The sequence below is a fragment of the Streptomyces sp. PA03-3a genome (genome assembly GCF_033792735.1).
Lineage (GTDB): Bacteria > Actinomycetota > Actinomycetes > Streptomycetales > Streptomycetaceae > Actinacidiphila.
The window spans coordinates 1-16,549 of record NZ_JARAVM010000038.1 but is presented as its reverse complement, the minus strand read 5'-3'; the positions used below and the strand labels follow the sequence as shown (position 1 = coordinate 16,549).

The window sequence follows — 16,549 nt, the reverse complement described above, 5'->3', positions numbered from 1 at the left end:
ACGACTAGTTGTCGTCCTCGTCGATCAGGAACCCACGCATCGGCGTCGGCGCCTGCTGCAGCGGCGCCGGCCCCTGGGGCCGCACCGGTGCCATCGGCTGCGTCATGGCCGGCGACATCTGCTGCTGGCCGCCGTACGTCGGGTTCTGCCCGCCGACGCCGCCCATGCCCTGGCCGCCGTAGCCCTGGTTGCCACCCATGGTGCCGGCACCGGCCGTGGCCATGCCGCCGCCCATCGTGCCGCCCATGCCGCCGCCGCCCATGGTGCCGCCCATTCCTCCGGAACCGGAGGAGAGGGAGGCGGCCGCGGGGGTGCGCGGCGGGGCGAGCGAGTCGTCGGCCTGGTTCTCCAGCTGACGCAGCTGGCTCTCCAGGTACGACTTCAGGCGGGTGCGGTACTCGCGCTCGAAGCCGCGCAGGTCCTCGACCTTGCGCTCCAGCGTGGCGCGGGCGGACTCCAGGGAGCCCATGGCCACGCGGTGCTTCTCCTGCGCGTCCCGCTCAAGCGCGTCCGCCTTGGCGCGGGCGTCGCGCTCCAGGCCCTCGGCGCGGCTGCGGGCCTCGCCGACGATCTTGTTCGCCTCGGCACGCGCCTCGGCGATCGCCTGGTCGGCCGTCTGCTGGGCGAGCGAGAGCACACGGGCGGCGCTGTCGCCACCGGGGCCCTGCTGCTGCATCGGGTGACCACCCTGCATGGGGTGCTGCTGTCCCATCGGGCCCTGGCCCATGGGACCGCCCTGCATCTGGCCCATCGGACCTTGACCCATCGGGCCCTGGCCCATGGGGCCGCCCTGCATCGGGCCCTGGCCCATCGGACCTTGACCCATGGGGCCCTGGCCCATGGGGCCGCCCTGCATCGGACCCTGGCCCATCGGACCGGGGCCCTGCTGAGCACTGGGCCCGGCGGGCAGGGCGAGGCCACTGCCGGGTCCCTGGGGACCGGGGCCGCCCATCTGCTGGGGCGGCACCGGCTGCGGTCCGGATATGGCGGCGGGCACGGGAGCCCCGGGACCGCGGCCGTCCTGCGGCTCGGGCTTGCGCATGCCCTGCTGCTGGTTCTGGGCGGCGGCACGGGTCGCCGCGGCCAGCTTGGCGCGCAGGTCCTCGTTCTCGCGGAGCAGTCGGGTCAGTTCCGCCTCGACCTCGTCGAGGAAGGCGTCCACCTCGTCCTCGTCATAGCCTTCTCGGAGGCGGACGGTTGTGAACTGCTTGTTCCGCACGTCCTCGGGGGTCAGTGGCATCTCTTCACCTCAACGTGATCGTCGACATATCGGGAGCCCGCATCGGTCATCCTCGCAAGCCCCCTACGACGGTGAGCAGGATGTACACGATGATCATCAATACGAAGAAGGACAGGTCGAGCGCCACGCCCCCGAGGCGCAGCGGCGGGATGAACCGCCGCAGAAGCTTGAGTGGCGGATCGGTGACAGTGTAGGTGGCCTCCAGGACGACCACCATGGGCTTCCCAGGCTGCCACGATCGAGCGAACTGGAAAACATAGTCCATCACCAACCGGAAGATCAGGACAAGCAGGAAGCACATCAGCGCGATCCACAGCACCTGGAGTGCGATGTCCATCGCGCTGCCCTCTCCCCTGCCTGTTCATGGGCCTCACGGCCGGTTTCGTACGGTTGCGTATCTCAGCTCTGATTGAAGAACCCGCCTTCGGCGATGCGGGCCTTGTCCTCCGCCGTGACATCGACGTTAGCAGGCGACAGCAGAAACACCTTCTGCGTCACCCGCTCGATGCTGCCGTGCAGCCCGAAGACCAGTCCGGCGGCAAAGTCGACAAGTCGCTTCGCGTCCGTGTCGTCCATCTCCGTCAGATTCATGATCACCGGAGTGCCTTCACGGAAGTGTTCCCCGATCGTACGGGCTTCGTTGTACGTCCGGGGGTGGAGTGTCGTGATCCGGTACGGCTCTCGTTCCGACACGACCTTGGGCATGATCACCGGCGCGTTCTTCTCCAGGCTATGGCGTTCTTGTGTGATGGATGCCACTGCGGCGATCCGGGGTTCCCGGGGGGCCGGAGCATGCACGATGCGTGCCGGTTCCTCCGGTTGTGTCTGATGTGGTGGCTGGTGGGACTGGTGCGGTCGGCGGGAGCGCTCCGGCTCGGGTTCGGGTTCGAACTCGTCGTCGGGGTCGAATCCCGGGCCGTCGTACCCGTCGTCCTCCACGAGGCCGAGGTAGACCGCCATCTTGCGCATCGCGCCGGCCATGCTCTGCGTCCTCTCAGCGGGGAAAGACCATATTTTTTGTGTGGTCCGACTTGTTTGGTGACGTTACCCGAGCCCGGTCCGGACTCCGAGTACCGCGCTACCGATGCGTACGTGTGTCGCACCGGCGGCGATGGCCTCTTCGAGGTCCGCGCTCATCCCTGCCGAGACCATGTTCGCAGCCGGATGCGCGGCGCGCAGGCAGGATGCGATTTCCGCCAGCCGATCGAAGGCGGCGCGGGGTTGACCCGCGTACGGCCCCGCCAGCGGCGCGACCGTCATCAGTCCGTCAAGGCGGAGCCCGGGGGCGGTCGCGACGGCTTCGGCGATCCCTTCGACGGCATCGGGTGCGATTCCGCCGCGGGAGCCCGCCGCCCCGGACTCGGCGTCCAGCGCGACCTGGAGCAGACAGCCGAGCTCGCGGTCGGCCCGCTCGGACTTCATGACGGCCGCCGAGAGCGCGTCGACCAACCGGAGGCGGTCGACCGAGTGCACGAGGTCCGCGTACCGCACCACCGAGCGCACCTTGTTGGTCTGCAGCTGGCCCACGAAGTGCCAGGTCAACGGCAGGTCGGCGCAGGCCTCGGCCTTGGGGGCGGCGTCCTGGTCGCGGTTCTCCGCCACCTCGCGGACACCGAGCTCCGACAGGATCCGCACGTCGCTCGCCGGGTAGGTCTTGGTGACCACGATCAAGGTCACTTCGTCCCGCGCCCGGCCGGCCGCCTCGCAGGCCGCCGCGATGCGCTCCTCTACCGCGGCCAGGTTCCCGGCCAGCTCGGCCCTTCGCTCTTGCGTACGGTCAGTCACTCGGTCCGTCCAGCCAGACATATCCCGCGAGCCGTCCGGTGGTCCGCTCGCGGCGGTACGAGAAGTGGTCTCCGGACTCCATCGTACAAATATGGGATTTCTCACCCATCGGCACACCCAGTCGGGCGAGTTGGGCGTGCACTCCGGTGGCGATGTCCAGGGAGGGGGTGCCCCAGCTGGTGGAGGCGCGGGCCTCGGGGACGGCGGCGGCCACCTCGTCGCGCATCGGCTCGGGGACCTCGTAGCAGGAGCCGCAGACCGAGGGACCGGTGATCGCGGTGATCCGCTCCGCGCGGGCGCCGAGACCGACCATGGCCTCGACCGCGGCGGGGACGACCCCGGCCAGCAGACCCGGGCGGCCGGCGTGGGCCGCGGCCACCACTCCGGCGTGCGCGTCGGCCATCAGGACCGGGACGCAGTCGGCGGTCAGCACCGCGAGGGCGAGTCCGGGCCGGGTGGTGACGACAGCGTCCACCTCGGGGACCCGGCCGTCGGCCCAGGGGGCGGCGACGACGGCGACGTCGTTGCCGTGCACCTGGTTCATCCACACCACGCGGGCGGGGTCGAGGCCCAGACCGCGTGCGGCGGCCTCGCGATTGGAAAGGACGGCGGCCGGGTCGTCACCGACGGCGCCGCCGAGGTTGAGGCTGTCGTACGGAGCGGCGCTCACCCCGCCCCACCTGTCGGTGAAGGCGAAATGGGCGCCGCCCGGACGTGCTTGGCTGAGCGTTATCACGTGTGGCTGTGCTTACTTCAGGAAGTCGGGTACGTCGAGTTCCTCGGCTGCGGTGTCCTGGTAGGGACGCGCCGGGGGAACCTGCGGGGCGATCGGCTGGGCCGGGACCTCGGCCACCGGCTCGGGCTTCGGCTCCTCTTCACGCTGCGTGACACTGCCCAGGCCGCTGAAGGCCGGGCGGGCCGGCTCGGCGGGCTGGGCGGCCGGACGGGACGGCGCCGGGGAGGAGTTCTCCTCGCGGGAGGAGTACGAGCCGAGCACCTTGTCGCGGTTGCGGGTCGGCGGCTGCCCGCCGTCGAAGCCGGCCGCGATGACGGTGACCCGGACCTCGTCGCCCAGGGCGTCGTCGATGACCGCACCGAAGATGATGTTGGCCTCGGGGTGCGCCGCCTCGCTGACCAGCTGGGCGGACTCGTTGATCTCGAACAGACCGAGGTCCGAACCACCGGAGATGGAGAGCAGCACGCCCCGGGCGCCGTCGATGGACGCCTCCAGCAGCGGCGAGGAGATCGCCATCTCGGCGGCGGCGACCGCGCGGTCGTCCCCGCGGGCCGAGCCGATGCCCATGAGGGCCGAACCCGCCTCGGACATCACGGACTTCACGTCGGCGAAGTCGAGGTTGATCAGACCGGGGGTGGTGATCAGGTCGGTGATGCCCTGGACACCGGAGAGGAGTACCTGGTCCGCGGAGCGGAAGGCGTCCAGCACGCTCACCTGGCGGTCGGAGATCGACAGGAGGCGGTCGTTGGGGATCACGATGAGGGTGTCGACCTCGTCGCGCAGCCCGGCGATGCCGTCCTCGGCCTGGTTGGCCCGGCGGCGGCCCTCGAAGGTGAACGGGCGGGTGACCACACCGATGGTCAGGGCACCCAGCGAGCGGGCGATGTTGGCGACCACGGGCGCCCCGCCGGTGCCGGTGCCGCCGCCCTCGCCCGCGGTGACGAAGACCATGTCGGCGCCCTTGAGCACCTCTTCGATCTCCTCGCGGTGGTCCTCGGCGGCCTTGCGGCCGACATCGGGGTTGGCGCCGGCGCCGAGTCCACGAGTGAGCTCCCGGCCGACGTCCAGCTTGACGTCGGCGTCGCTCATGAGCAGGGCCTGTGCATCGGTGTTGATCGCGATGAACTCGACGCCCTTGAGACCGACCTCGATCATCCTGTTGATGGCGTTCACGCCACCGCCGCCGATGCCGACGACCTTGATGACTGCGAGGTAGTTCTGCGGTGCTGCCACGTCGAAGGCCTCTCGCCTCGAGTTACGTATACCTGTGGGGACGGTCGGGAAGGCCGGCCGATCCGAACCCTAACCCTGAGGTTTAGGGTTACCAGTATGTCTGTCCCGCACTGTCTTTGGGACAGGACACTAAATCGACAAGCGGTTCGCGTTCAACGAACACGCCGAACCTCCCGTTTTTCTTTTGACCCTATGTGATCACGCCAGAGCCGGACCAACCAGGGTGTCGAACACAAGGCTGGGACGTCAACCGTCCGATGCGGCAGGGGATGTTGGGGCGCTCACGTCGAAGAACTCGGCATGCCGCTCGACTTTCATCAGGGCGGCGAGAGCGACCGCTTTCTCCGCCCCTTGATCCGCGCTCCCCCACATCACCGCGCGCCCACCCGTCAGTTCGACCGTAATGTCATCATATGAGCGCACCTCGATGAGCTGCGCGTCCCGGTATGCGACCTTCGGCAGGTCCGCCGCGACTCGAACAGCCGCCGCCAATAGCCGTTTTGTACCGAAAAGTCGATAGCTCGCGGAGTCGCGGTCGGGGCGCAATTCGATGATGGGCACACCCTTCAGAGGAGTGTCCCGCTCGTCGAACCGGAAGCCGTCCGCGTCCACTTCGGCGAAGTACCCGTCACCTTTCACCAGGGCGGCGGGAGTTCGCTCCGTCACTTTCAGTGTGATCGCGTGCGGCCACGAACGCTCCACTTCCACCGTGGAGATGCGCGGCAGCCGGTCCTTCAGCCGGCGGGCGATCACATCGGTGTCCACGGAAACCAGCGGCCCGTTGAGCGGGACCTGCGCGGCGTCGCGGACCTCGTCGGGGTGGAGCACCTCGGTGCCCGTCACGCGGACCTGGGTCGCGCGCAGCCACGCGGAGCCGTACAGCAGCCAGGTCCCGGTGCCGCCCAGCACGGTGGCTGCGACGAGCGCCGTCAGGACGATGAGGCGCCGGCTCCGCCGCGGCGGGAGTCCGGTCCCGCCGTCCTGGTCGCCGGCCGCCTCGACGGTCGTCGGTACGGCCACGTTCGCCTCCGGTGTCGTCGGAACTGCCTTCCGCTTCCGGGCAGGCTAGTCGTCGTACTGGGTGGCCGGGCGGCCGCGCGCCGCCCGGCGGGCCGGGCCCGCTCCCCCGTGACCCCAACGGAGCACGGGGCACCCCCGGCGCCGTGCGCGGGGGGTGCCGGAGGTGCCCGGCCGGCACCGGGGGTCAGCCGCGGCGGGCGGCGATCGCCTCGTGGACCATGCCGACGAGCAGCTCGTCGGCATGGGGGCGGCCGAACTCGGCGGCCGCGCGCGACATTTCGTACAGGCGGTGCGGATCGGTCAGGACCGGGAGCACGTTGCCGAGCACCCAGTCCGCGCTCAGGTCGGCGTCGTCGACGATGACGCCGCCGCCCGCCTTGACGACCGGCTGCGCGTTCAGCCGCTGCTCGCCGTTGCCGATCGGCAGCGGGACGTACGCGGCCGGCAGGCCCACGGCCGAGAGCTCGGCGACGGTCATGGCGCCGGCCCGGCAGAGCATCATGTCGGCGGCGGCGTAGGCGAGGTCCATCCGGTCCAGGTAGGGGACCGGGATGTACTGCGGCATGCCGGGCATGTTGTCCGCGTGCGGGAGCTCGTTCTTCGGGCCGACGGCGTGCAGGATCTGGACGCCGGACTGCTGCAGGCGCGGGGCTACGGAGGCGATCACCTCGTTGAGCCGCCGGGCGCCCTGGGAGCCGCCGGAGACCAGCAGCGTCGGCAGGGTCGGGTCGAGACCGAAGGCGGCACGCGCCTCGGCGCGGACCGCGGCGCGGTCGAGGGTCGCGATGGACCGGCGCAGCGGGATGCCGACGTAGCGGGAGTGCCGGAGCTTGCTGTCCGGGGTGCTCACGGCCACGAAGCTGGTGTAGCGGGAGCCGATCTTGTTGGCGAGGCCCGGACGCGCGTTGGCCTCGTGCACCACGATCGGCACGCCGAGCCGCTTGGCGGCCAGGTAGCCGGGCAGGGCGACGTAGCCGCCGAAGCCGACGAGCGCGTCGGCCTTGGTGCGCTCCAGGATCTGCTCGGCGGCCTTGATGGTGCCGCGCAGCCGCCCTGGGACGGTGATCAGCTCGGGGGTGGGCTTGCGCGGCAGCGGGACCGCGGGGATGAGCGCCAGATCGTAGCCGCGTTCGGGCACGAGACGGGTCTCCAGACCCCGCTCGGTGCCGAGTGCCGTGATCCCCACGGTCGGGTCCTGCCTGCGCAGGGCGTCGGCGAGCGCGAGCGCGGGCTCGATGTGGCCGGCGGTCCCCCCACCGGCGAGTACGACATGCACCGAAATTCACCGCTCTCCGGACGGTCGCCGTCTGACGAACCGCCTCATCGTCCGTGTCATTGCCCCCGGCCAGTAGCCGGGCCCCCGCGCGTTGAGCGCCGCTCGCGCGCCGGGCTCGCTCCTCGCGAAGGAGATGAGCAGCCCGATCGCGAACATGGTCGGCAGGAGGGCCGAGCCTCCGTAGGAGAACAGCGGGAGCGGGACTCCGGCGATCGGCAGCAGGCCGAGCACCGCGCCGATGTTGACCACGAACTGCGCCGTGATCCACGTCGTCACGCCTCCCGCGGCAAACCTGACGAAGGAGTCCTCCGTTCGACCGGCCACGCGGATACCCGCATAGCCTAGAGCCGCGAAGAGTGCGAGCACCGACAGCGTGCCCGCCAACCCCAGTTCCTCCCCGGTCACGGCGAAGATGAAGTCGTTGTGCGGTTCGGGCAATTGGCCCCATTTCTCCACGCTCGCACCGAGCCCGGAGCCGAACCATCCGCCCGAGGCGAGGGCGTAGATCCCGTGCACCGCCTGCCAGCAGTCGCCACTGGGAGTGATCTCAGTGGCGCCGATGCACGCCAGTCGCTCCATGCGGTTGCCGCTGGTCTTGATCAGCAGGAAACCGATCACGCCTGCCACGCCCAGCACCCCCGCGAACAGCCGGGTGGGGGCACCGGCGATCCACAGCAGCCCGAACAGGATCGCGGTGAGGATGATCGCGGTGCCCATGTCACCGCCGAGCATGATCAGGCCGAGCAGCAGGAACGCCATCGGCACCAGCGGGATCAGCAGGTGCTTCCACTGGACGAGGAGCTTCAGGTCCTCCTTGCGGGCCAGCAGGTCCGCGCCCCACAGCACGAGCGCGAGCTTGCCGAACTCGCTGGGCTGCAACTGGAACGGGCCGCCGAGGTAGAGCCAGTTCTGGTTGCCGTTGACCGACTGCCCTATCCCCGGCACCTGGACCAGGATCATGAGGAACACCGAGCCGACGAGCAGCGGGTAGGAAAGCGCGCGGTGCAGCCTCACCGGCACCCGCGTGGCCGCGACGAGCAGGCCGGTGCCGAGCACGGCGGCGAAAAGCTGCTTGCGGAAGTAGTACGTGGACGGCAGTCCGTCCTCCAGCGCCTTGATCTGCGAGGCGGAGAAGACCATCACCAGGCCGAGCACGGTGATCAGCAGGCTGCTGCCCAGGATGACGTAGTAGGCGGTCAGCGGGCGGTCCCAGGCCCGCATGGCGCGGTCCAGGACGACCCTGGCGCCGCGCAGCACGCTGCCCCGCGGCGCCTTGCCGCCGGGCGTACGCGCCCCGCGGGCCGCGGCCCCGGGGCGGGGCGGCGCCGCCCGCGGGGGGCGGGCGGGCGCCCTCAGGGCGTTGCGGGAACGAGAACCGGAGGCGTCACCGTGGTCGGCTGCCGTCATGTCCCCTCCTAGGTCGCGGTGCGGGCCGGAGCGGCTCCGGCTACTGCCCGGCGCCGGGCGCCCGCAGATCCCGTACGGCCTCCGCGAAGGCGTTTCCGCGAGCCTTGTAGTTCGCGAACATGTCCATCGAGGCGCAGGCCGGTGCCAGGAGCACCGTGTCCCCCGGGTGGGCGAGGTCCCGCGCGGCGTGGACGGCCGCCGCCATCGCCCCAGTGTCGGTGCGGTCGAGGTCGACGACCGGGACCTCGGGGGCGTGTCGCGCGAGCGCTTCACGGATGAGGGCGCGGTCGGCCCCCATCAGCACGGCGCCGCGCAGCCTCTTGGCCGCGGCCTTGACCATCTCGTCGAAGGCGGCGCCCTTGGCGAGGCCGCCGCCGATCCAGACGATGTGCTCGTACGCGGCGAGGGAGGCCTCGGCGGCGTGGGTGTTGGTGGCCTTGGAGTCGTCGACGTAGTCCACGTCGTCGATCCGGTCCACGTGGGCGATGCGGTGTGCGTCCGGCCGGAAGGCGCGCAGGCCGTCCCGGACCGCGGCCGGCGGGACCCCGAACGCGCGGGCGAGGGCGGCCGCCGCCAGGGCGTTGGCGATGTTGTGCGGCGCCGGCGGGTGGACGTCGGAGACCTCGGCCAGCTCCTGCGCGTTCTTGTGCCGCTCGGGCGCGAAGGCCCGGTCGACCAGGATGCCGTCGACGACGCCGAGCTCCGAGGGCCGCGGGCTGCCCAGGCCGAAGCCGATCGCGCGGCAGCCCTCCTCGACGTCGGCCTCGCGCACCAGCGCCTCGGTGGCCGGGTCGGCGAGGTTGTAGACGCAGGCGACCTTGTTGCCCTCGTAGATGCGGCCCTTGTCGGCGGCGTAGGCGGCCATGGAGCCGTGCCAGTCGAGGTGGTCCGGGGCGAGGTTGAGGACCGCGGCCGAGTGCGGGCGGACCGAGGGGGCCCAGTGCAGCTGGTAGCTGGACAGCTCGACGGCGAGGACGTCGTACTCCTCGCCGGACAGGACGACGTCCAGGACCGGCGTGCCGATGTTGCCGACCGCGGCGGTGCGCAGGCCCGCGGCGGCCAGGATGGAGGCGAGCATCTGCACGGTCGTCGTCTTGCCGTTGGTGCCGGTGACGGCGAGCCAGGGCGCGGCCCCGGGGCCGCGCAGCCGCCAGGCCAGCTCCACGTCGCCCCACACTGGCACGCCCGCGGCCTCGGCGGCCGTGAAGAGTGGGGCGGCGGGCTGCCAGCCCGGCGAGGTGACGATCAGTTCGGTGCCCTCGGGCAGGGTCCGGCCGTCCCCGAGCCGCACGGTGACGCCCAGCGCCTCCAGTTCGGCGGCCTGGGCCCGGGCCGGCTCGTCGTCGCCGTCGTTGACGACCGTGACGCGGGCGCCGAGGGCGTGCAGCGCCTTGGCGGCGGGCACCCCCGAGACGCCCAGGCCGGCGACGGTGACCCGGCGGCCCGGCAGGCCGAGCCGCCCGGCCGCCTCGACGGCGGCCGGCGGAGGTCCGTCCTGACGGGGACCGGGTTCCTGCCCGGGGACAGGGGTCACTGCGCGGCCACCCAGCCCGCGTAGAAGAGACCGAGACCGACGGCCATGCACATGCCCTGGATGATCCAGAAGCGGACCACGACCAGGACCTCGCTCCAGCCCTTGAGCTCGAAGTGGTGCTGCAGCGGCGCCATGCGGAACACGCGCTTGCCGGTCAGGCGGAAGGAGCCGACCTGGATGACCACGGAGAGGGTGATCAGGACGAAGAGGCCGCCCAGGATCGCCAGCAGCATCTCGGTGCGGGAGCAGATGGCCAGACCGGCCAGGGCTCCGCCGAGCGCGAGGGAGCCGGTGTCACCCATGAAGATCTTGGCCGGCGAGGTGTTCCACCACAGGAAACCGAAGCAGGCGCCCATGAGCGCGGCGGCCACGACTGCCAGGTCGAGCGGATGCGGTACGTCGTAGCAGCCCGGTCCCGCGGTGATGACGTTGGAGCAGGACTGGCCGTACTGCCACACGCCGATGACGGTGTAGGAGGCGAAGACCATCACCGAGGCGCCGGTGGCCAGGCCGTCGAGGCCGTCGGTGAGGTTCACGCCGTTCGACATCGCGAGGATCATGAACAGCGCCCAGATCACGAAGATCACCGGGCCGAGCGACCAGCCGAAGTCCTGTGTGAACGACAGCCGGGTGGAGGCCGGGGTGACGCCGCGGGAGTCGGCGAACTGCAGCGACAGCACCGCGAAGGTGATGCCGACGATCAGCTGGCCCGCCATCTTCGCCTTGGCCCGCAGACCGAGGCTGCGCTGCTTGACGATCTTGATGTAGTCGTCGAGGAACCCGACCACGCCCAGGCCCGTGAAGAGGAAGAGCACCAGCACGCCGGAGATCGTCGGGCGCTCGGAGGTGATGACCTTGGTGAGTGCGTACGCGACGAGCGTGGCCAGGATGAAGGCGATGCCGCCCATGGTGGGCGTACCGCGCTTGCTGTGGTGCTCCTTCGGGCCGTCGTCGCGGATGAACTGCCCGTAGCCCTTGCGGGCCAGCAGCTTGATCAGCATCGGGGTTCCGATGAGGGACAGGAACAGCCCGAGCACGCCCGAGACCAGGATCTGGTTCATTACTGAGCGCCCCCGCCCTCGACGCCGTCGAGCAGCGCGAGTGCGACCCGCTCCAGGCCGACCGCCCTCGATGCCTTCACCAGCACGACGTCCCCCGGACGCAGTTCACTGCGCAACAGGTCGATCGCCGCCTCAGCGTCGGACACGTGCACCGACTCCTCACCCCACGAACCCTCGTTGTAGGCGCCCATTTGCACCCAGGCGGCCGCCTGGCCGCCGACTGCCACGAGCTTGCTGACGTTGAGCCGGACGGCGAGCCGTCCGACAGCGTCGTGCTCCGCGAGGGCCTCCCCGCCGAGCTCCGCCATCTCGCCCAGCACCGCCCACGTGCGTCCCCCGCGTGCCTCGGCGGCACGCCCCATGGCCGCGAGCGCGCGCAGGGCGGCTCGCATGGACTCGGGGTTCGCGTTGTAGGCGTCGTTCACGACCGTTACGCCGTCAGGCCGTTCGACGACCTCCATACGCCAGCGGGACAGCGTCCCCGCTTCGGAGAGCGCGGTGGCGATCTCTTCGACGGGCATGCCGAGTTCACGGGCAACGGCGGCCGCGGCAAGCGCGTTCGACACGTGGTGCTCACCGTACAGGCGCAAGGTCACTTCGCTGCACCCGGTAGGTGTTGTGAGCGTGAAGACGGCCTGACCTCGGTCGTTGAGGCGGACGTTCTCGGCGCGGACGTCGGCGTCGGCGGACTCGCCGAACAGCACGACGCGCGCCGCGGTGCGGGAGGACATGGCGCGTACGAGGGGATCGTCCGCATTCAGCACGGCGACGCCGCCTTCGGCGGCCTCCGGCAGCGCCTCGACCAGCTCGCCCTTGGCCCGGGCGATCTGCTCGCGGCCGCCGAACTCACCGATGTGGGCGGTGCCGACGTTGAGGACGACGCCGATGCGCGGCGGGGTCAGCTCGGTGAGGTAGCGGATGTGGCCGATGCCGCGGGCGCCCATCTCCAGCACCAGGTGCCGGGTGGAGGCGTCGGCGCGCAGCGCGGTCAGCGGGAGCCCGATCTCGTTGTTGAGCGAGCCGGGTGTCCAGACGGTCGGGGCGAGCCGCTTGAGCACCTGTGCGGTGAGGTCCTTGGTGCTGGTCTTGCCCGCCGATCCGGTCAGCGCCACGAGGGTCGCGCCGAGCCGTTCGATGACGTGCGCGGCCAGGGCGCCGAGGGCGAGCTGGACGTCGTCCACGACGATCGCGGGCACGCCGACCGGCCGGGCGGCCAGTACGGCCACCGCCCCGGACGCCACGGCCTGCTTCGCGTAGTCGTGGCCGTCCACGCGCTCGCCCTGGAAAGCGACGAACAGGCCGCCCGGCGTCACCTTGCGGGAGTCGATCTCGACGGACCCGGTGACGGGCAGCGTCAGGTCCGGTATGTCGTGCGTGCTCCCGCCGACCGCGTGTGCGACCTCGGCGAGGGTGAGTGGGATCACAGCTGGTCCTGGTCCTTCTCCTGCGCTGGTGTGGCGGCGGCCCGTTCGATGGCCGCGCGCAGCACTTGTCGGTCGTCGAAGGGGCGTACCACTCCGGCGATGTCCTGGCCCTGCTCATGGCCCTTGCCGGCCACCAGTACGGTGTCGTCCGGCCGGGCGAGGGCGACGGCGGTCGCGATGGCCGCCGCCCGGTCGGGTTCGACGACGACATGACCCCGCTCGTGCGCGGGCACCCCGGCCGCTCCCGCCAGCATCGCGGTGAGGATCGCGAGCGGGTCCTCGGAGCGGGGGTTGTCGGAGGTCAGCACGGCCGTGTCGGCCAGCCGTGCCGCGGCGGCGCCCATCGGGCCGCGTTTGGTCTCGTCGCGGTCGCCGCCGCAGCCGAGGACGATGTGCAGGCTGCCCTTGGTGACCTTGCGCAGGGCCCGCAGCACCGATTCCACGGCGTCGGTCTTGTGTGCGTAGTCGACGACCGCGAGGTACGGCTGTCCCGCGTCGACGCGCTCCAGCCGGCCCGGCACGCCCGGGACGGCGGCGACGCCCTGGGCGGCCGTCTGCGGGTCGATCCCGGCCACCGCCAGGGCGGTGATCGCGGCAAGCGCGTTGGCGACGTTGAAGGGCCCGGGAAGGGGCGAGGCGGCCTCGATCCGCACGCCGCCGGGACCGGCCACGGTGAAGGTGGAGCGCAGCGGCCCGGTCACGACGTGCTCGGCGCGCCAGTCGGCGTCCGGGTGGCCCTCGGCGGAGAAGGTGGTGACCGGGACCTGGGACTCGCGGACCAGGCGGCGGCCGTACTCGTCGTCGATGTTGACCACCCCGGCCCTGCTGCGGCGCGGGGTGAACAGCTGCGCCTTGGCCTGGAAGTAGTCCTCCATGCCCGAGTGGAACTCCATGTGCTCGGGGCTGAGGTTGTTGAAGACGGCGACGTCGAAGACCGCTCCGTCCACCCGTCCCAGCACCAGGGCGTGGCTGGAGACCTCCATGACCAGGGCCTCGATGCCGCGCTCGCGCATCACCGCGAAGAGCGCCTGCAGGTCCGTGGCCTCGGGGGTGGTGCGCTCGCTCTTGAGCCGCTCGTCGCCGATGCGCGATTCGACCGTGCCGATGAGCCCGGTCCTGTCACCGTGCACGGCGCGCAGGCCGCCCTCGATGAGGTAGGCGGTGGTGGTCTTGCCGGAGGTCCCGGTGATCCCGATCTGGAGCAGGCTCCCACCCGGCCGGCCGTAGATCTCGGCGGCGAGGTCGCCCATCCGGGACCTGGGGTCCTCGACCGTCAGCACCGGGAGGCCGGTCGCGGCGGCGCGCTCGGCGCCCGCCGGGTCGGTGAGGATCGCCGCGGCCCCCAGTTCGGCCGCCTGCGGCGCGAAGTCGGCGCCGTGGAAGCGGGCTCCGGGCAGCGCGGCGTACAGGTCGCCGCGGCGGACGGCCCGTGAGTCGTGCGTGATCCCGGTGACCGGGGCGGCATCGGGCGCGGACGGTTCCACGCCCAGCCGCGCGGCCAGTTCCGCGGGGGGTACGGGGCGGACCTGGGCCGGGCGGGGTGCGCCCGGCTGCTTCTGTTCGGGGCCGGGGGGCTGATCAGCGTGTGACACGGCCGTGAGAGTACCCGCCGGGCCGGGCTCCGGGCCAAAAGCCCCTCGCCGGGCTTCCGGCCTGCCGCTTCCTCCGGTACGGTCCGCGTGCGCGGGGCTACCGCCCGTGCCCGGGGCTGTGGGGTCGTGTCGGTTCACGGCCGCCGTTCCTTCCTCCCCTGCTCGCCGGTCACGGCTTCGAGGGGTCCCACTCGACCGGCAGGTTCGGGGTCTTGGCTCCGCTCGGCGCCACCTGCAGGGACTTCAGGGCGAACTCCATGACCCGCTTGAACACCGGGCCGCAGATCTGACCACCGAAATAACTGCCGCGGGTCGGGTTCTGGATCACGCACGACACGGTCAGGCGCGGGTCGTCCGCGGGAGCGAACCCCATGAAGGAGGCCGTGTAGCCGCTGTAGGTGCCCGTTTCCGGGTCCACCCGGTTGGCCGTGCCGGTCTTGCCCGCCACGCGGTACCCGGCGATCCGGGCCTTGGTTCCGGTGCCCTGCTCGTCGCCGACCACGGACTCCAGCATGGTGGAGAGCGTCCTGGCGGTCTTCGTGCTGACCACCCGGGTCTTCGCCGGCTCCTGCGACGGGACGAAGCGGCCGTCCGGGCCGGTCGTGCCGCGCACCAGGCTGGGCTCGACCCGTACCCCGCCGTTGGCGATCGTCGAGTAGACCGAGGTGGCCTGCAGCGCGTTGAGCGACAGGCCCTGCCCGAAGGGGATGGTGTACTGCTGGGACGCGTTCCACTGGTCCGGCCTCGCCAGGATGCCGGGCGTCTCTCCGGGGAACCCGACCCCCGTGGGCCGCCCGATGCCGAATTTCCTCAGATAAGAGTAGAGGACGCGGTTCGCCTGCTTCTGGTTCTTGCCGAGCTGTTCGGCGGCCAGGATCGTGCCGATGTTGCTGGACTTGGCGAGCACGCCGTTCAGGGTCAGGTGCCAGGTGCCGTGGTCCACGTCGTCGTGGAAGACCCGGTCGGCGCGCGGCAGGGTGCCGGGCACCGTGACGTGGGTGTCCGGGGTGGCCACGCCCTCGTCGAGGACCGCGGCCATGGACATCAGCTTGCTGACGCTGCCGGGCTCGTACGCGTCCTGCAGGGCGGCGTTGCCGAGGGCGGTGGGGTCCGCCCGGGACAGGTCGTTGGGGTCAAAACCGGGAGCGTTGGCCATGGCCAGCACCTGCCCGGTGCGGGTGTCCTGGACGATCACATAGCCGCGGTCGGCGTCGGACGCCCGCACCTGCTGGGTGATCGCCCGCTGGGCCGCCCACTGGATGTCCCGGTCCAGCGTCAGCTGCACGTCGGTGCCGGGCTCCGCGGCGCGCTCCTGCATGCTGGCCGTCGGCACCCGGCGGCCGTTGGACTGGGCGTAGGTGACGGTGCCGTCCTTTCCCGCGAGCGCCTTGTCCAGGCGGCTCTCCAGGCCGCCCCCGCCCGCGCCGGAGGCGTTGACCCAGCCGACCACGCCCGCCGCGAGGTCGCTCGCGGGGTAGACCCGCTTGGCGTGCCGGAGCCGGAAGACGCCGGCGAGGTAGTTGACGCCGTCGCCCTTCTCGGCCCGGTCGGCGAGCGCGCTCTGCAGGTCCTTGATCTGGTTCCAGACCTGCGGCGACTGCTGCCGGGCGATGATCTCGTTGCGCGATCCCGGGTAGTTGGCGAGCTGCCGCGCGATCTTCTTCTCGTCCCCGTCGACGATCGGCGCGAGCAGTTCGGCGGCGCGTGCCGGGGCGTCCTGGGCCTCGGCGTACTCGGGGGTGAAGAGCATCGGGTCGGCCGTGATGTCGTACGCGTCCACGGTGGTGGCCAGGTCGACCCCGTTCCGGTCGGTGATCGTCCCGCGCTCGGCGGCGAGGGTCACCTTGACGTTGCGGTTGACCTCGGCCTTGGCGGCGTACGTCGCGGCGTCCACGGCCTGCACCTGGAAGAGCCGGATGACGAAGGTCAGCATCACCAGGGTCAGCGCGAAGCTGACCAGCCGCAGGCGGGGGCGCGGCCTGCCGAGCCGCAGCAGCGGGGCACCGGCCGGTGTGACCGGGCGCGGGGGCCTGCGCCGCGGCGGTACGGCCGCACGTACGGCCCGGTCCCGGGCGGCGGCGTCGCGGTCGCGCCCGCCGGCCGGCTTGCGGGCGCCGGAGGTCTGGCGGTGCGCGACGCCGGAGGTGCCCGGTCCCTCCTCGCCGGAGGCGGGCCTGCGGGCGCGCGGGTCGCGGCCCGTCGCACGGGCGGCCCGGGCGGCGTCCTCGCGCGGCCGGGCGC

At 71.6% G+C, this 16,549-nt stretch carries 14 protein-coding genes; all 14 read right to left on the bottom strand.

The window, feature by feature from the left end:
- Positions 1-4 precede the first annotated feature (4 nt).
- Positions 5-1,240, bottom strand: a complete 1,236-nt coding sequence (locus PV342_RS33565) for a DivIVA domain-containing protein (protein ID WP_386989295.1) — start codon at positions 1,238-1,240, stop codon at positions 5-7.
- A 46-nt stretch (positions 1,241-1,286) separates the two neighbouring features.
- Positions 1,287-1,577, bottom strand: coding sequence for a YggT family protein (locus PV342_RS33560; RefSeq protein WP_018557120.1), 291 nt, complete (start codon positions 1,575-1,577; stop codon positions 1,287-1,289).
- A 62-nt stretch (positions 1,578-1,639) separates the two neighbouring features.
- Positions 1,640-2,221 (bottom strand): cell division protein SepF, encoded by a 582-nt coding sequence (locus PV342_RS33555; RefSeq protein WP_018557119.1) that lies wholly within the window; start codon positions 2,219-2,221, stop codon positions 1,640-1,642.
- 63 nt (positions 2,222-2,284) lie between these two features.
- Complete coding sequence (locus tag PV342_RS33550) at positions 2,285-3,046, bottom strand: YggS family pyridoxal phosphate-dependent enzyme (protein WP_500319979.1); 762 nt, start codon at positions 3,044-3,046, stop codon at positions 2,285-2,287.
- Positions 3,018-3,758, bottom strand: a complete 741-nt coding sequence (gene pgeF, locus PV342_RS33545) for a peptidoglycan editing factor PgeF (RefSeq protein WP_386989670.1) — start codon at positions 3,756-3,758, stop codon at positions 3,018-3,020. The genes PV342_RS33550 and pgeF overlap by 29 nt, the downstream gene beginning before the upstream one ends.
- A gap of 15 nt (positions 3,759-3,773) precedes the next feature.
- Complete coding sequence (gene ftsZ, locus PV342_RS33540) at positions 3,774-4,994, bottom strand: cell division protein FtsZ (protein WP_361014120.1); 1,221 nt, start codon at positions 4,992-4,994, stop codon at positions 3,774-3,776.
- A 246-nt stretch (positions 4,995-5,240) separates the two neighbouring features.
- Complete coding sequence (locus PV342_RS33535) at positions 5,241-6,014, bottom strand: cell division protein FtsQ/DivIB (RefSeq protein ID WP_400803060.1); 774 nt, start codon at positions 6,012-6,014, stop codon at positions 5,241-5,243.
- A 184-nt stretch (positions 6,015-6,198) separates the two neighbouring features.
- Complete coding sequence (murG, locus tag PV342_RS33530; RefSeq protein WP_018557114.1) at positions 6,199-7,290, bottom strand: undecaprenyldiphospho-muramoylpentapeptide beta-N-acetylglucosaminyltransferase; 1,092 nt, start codon at positions 7,288-7,290, stop codon at positions 6,199-6,201.
- A gap of 6 nt (positions 7,291-7,296) precedes the next feature.
- Entirely contained in the window at positions 7,297-8,697 is a 1,401-nt protein-coding gene (gene ftsW, locus PV342_RS33525; RefSeq protein WP_400803057.1) for a putative lipid II flippase FtsW, read from the bottom strand.
- A gap of 40 nt (positions 8,698-8,737) precedes the next feature.
- The gene (murD, locus tag PV342_RS33520) at positions 8,738-10,147 is read right to left on the bottom strand and encodes a UDP-N-acetylmuramoyl-L-alanine--D-glutamate ligase (RefSeq protein WP_361006054.1); all 1,410 of its coding nucleotides are present in this window, start codon (positions 10,145-10,147) and stop codon (positions 8,738-8,740) included.
- An 80-nt stretch (positions 10,148-10,227) separates the two neighbouring features.
- The gene (gene mraY / locus PV342_RS33515; protein ID WP_018557111.1) at positions 10,228-11,292 is read right to left on the bottom strand and encodes a phospho-N-acetylmuramoyl-pentapeptide-transferase; all 1,065 of its coding nucleotides are present in this window, start codon (positions 11,290-11,292) and stop codon (positions 10,228-10,230) included.
- Positions 11,292-12,716 (bottom strand): UDP-N-acetylmuramoyl-tripeptide--D-alanyl-D-alanine ligase, encoded by a 1,425-nt coding sequence (locus PV342_RS33510; protein WP_391577191.1) that lies wholly within the window; start codon positions 12,714-12,716, stop codon positions 11,292-11,294. Before PV342_RS33510 ends, mraY begins: the two co-directional genes overlap by 1 nt.
- Positions 12,713-14,308 carry a UDP-N-acetylmuramoyl-L-alanyl-D-glutamate--2,6-diaminopimelate ligase gene (locus PV342_RS33505; protein ID WP_500319976.1) on the bottom strand — a complete coding sequence of 532 codons (1,596 nt, stop codon included), beginning with the start codon at positions 14,306-14,308 and terminating at the stop codon, positions 12,713-12,715. Before PV342_RS33505 ends, PV342_RS33510 begins: the two co-directional genes overlap by 4 nt.
- Before the next feature lie 169 nt (positions 14,309-14,477).
- Positions 14,478-16,549 (bottom strand): peptidoglycan D,D-transpeptidase FtsI family protein (locus PV342_RS33500; protein ID WP_500319974.1); only part of this gene is annotated, 2,072 nt, incomplete at its 5' end.

Excerpts from the sequence above, each read along its gene's own strand:
- PV342_RS33565 (WP_386989295.1), bottom strand. The coding sequence starts at position 1,240 with ATGCCACTGACCCCCGAGGACGTGCGGAACAAGCAGTTCACAACCGTC.
- PV342_RS33550 (WP_500319979.1), bottom strand. The coding sequence starts at position 3,046 with ATGTCTGGCTGGACGGACCGAGTGACTGACCGTACGCAAGAGCGAAGG.
- mraY (WP_018557111.1), bottom strand. The coding sequence starts at position 11,292 with ATGAACCAGATCCTGGTCTCGGGCGTGCTCGGGCTGTTCCTGTCCCTC.
- ftsW (WP_400803057.1), bottom strand. The coding sequence starts at position 8,697 with ATGACGGCAGCCGACCACGGTGACGCCTCCGGTTCTCGTTCCCGCAAC.
- PV342_RS33555 (WP_018557119.1), bottom strand. The coding sequence starts at position 2,221 with ATGGCCGGCGCGATGCGCAAGATGGCGGTCTACCTCGGCCTCGTGGAG.
- PV342_RS33560 (WP_018557120.1), bottom strand. The coding sequence starts at position 1,577 with ATGGACATCGCACTCCAGGTGCTGTGGATCGCGCTGATGTGCTTCCTG.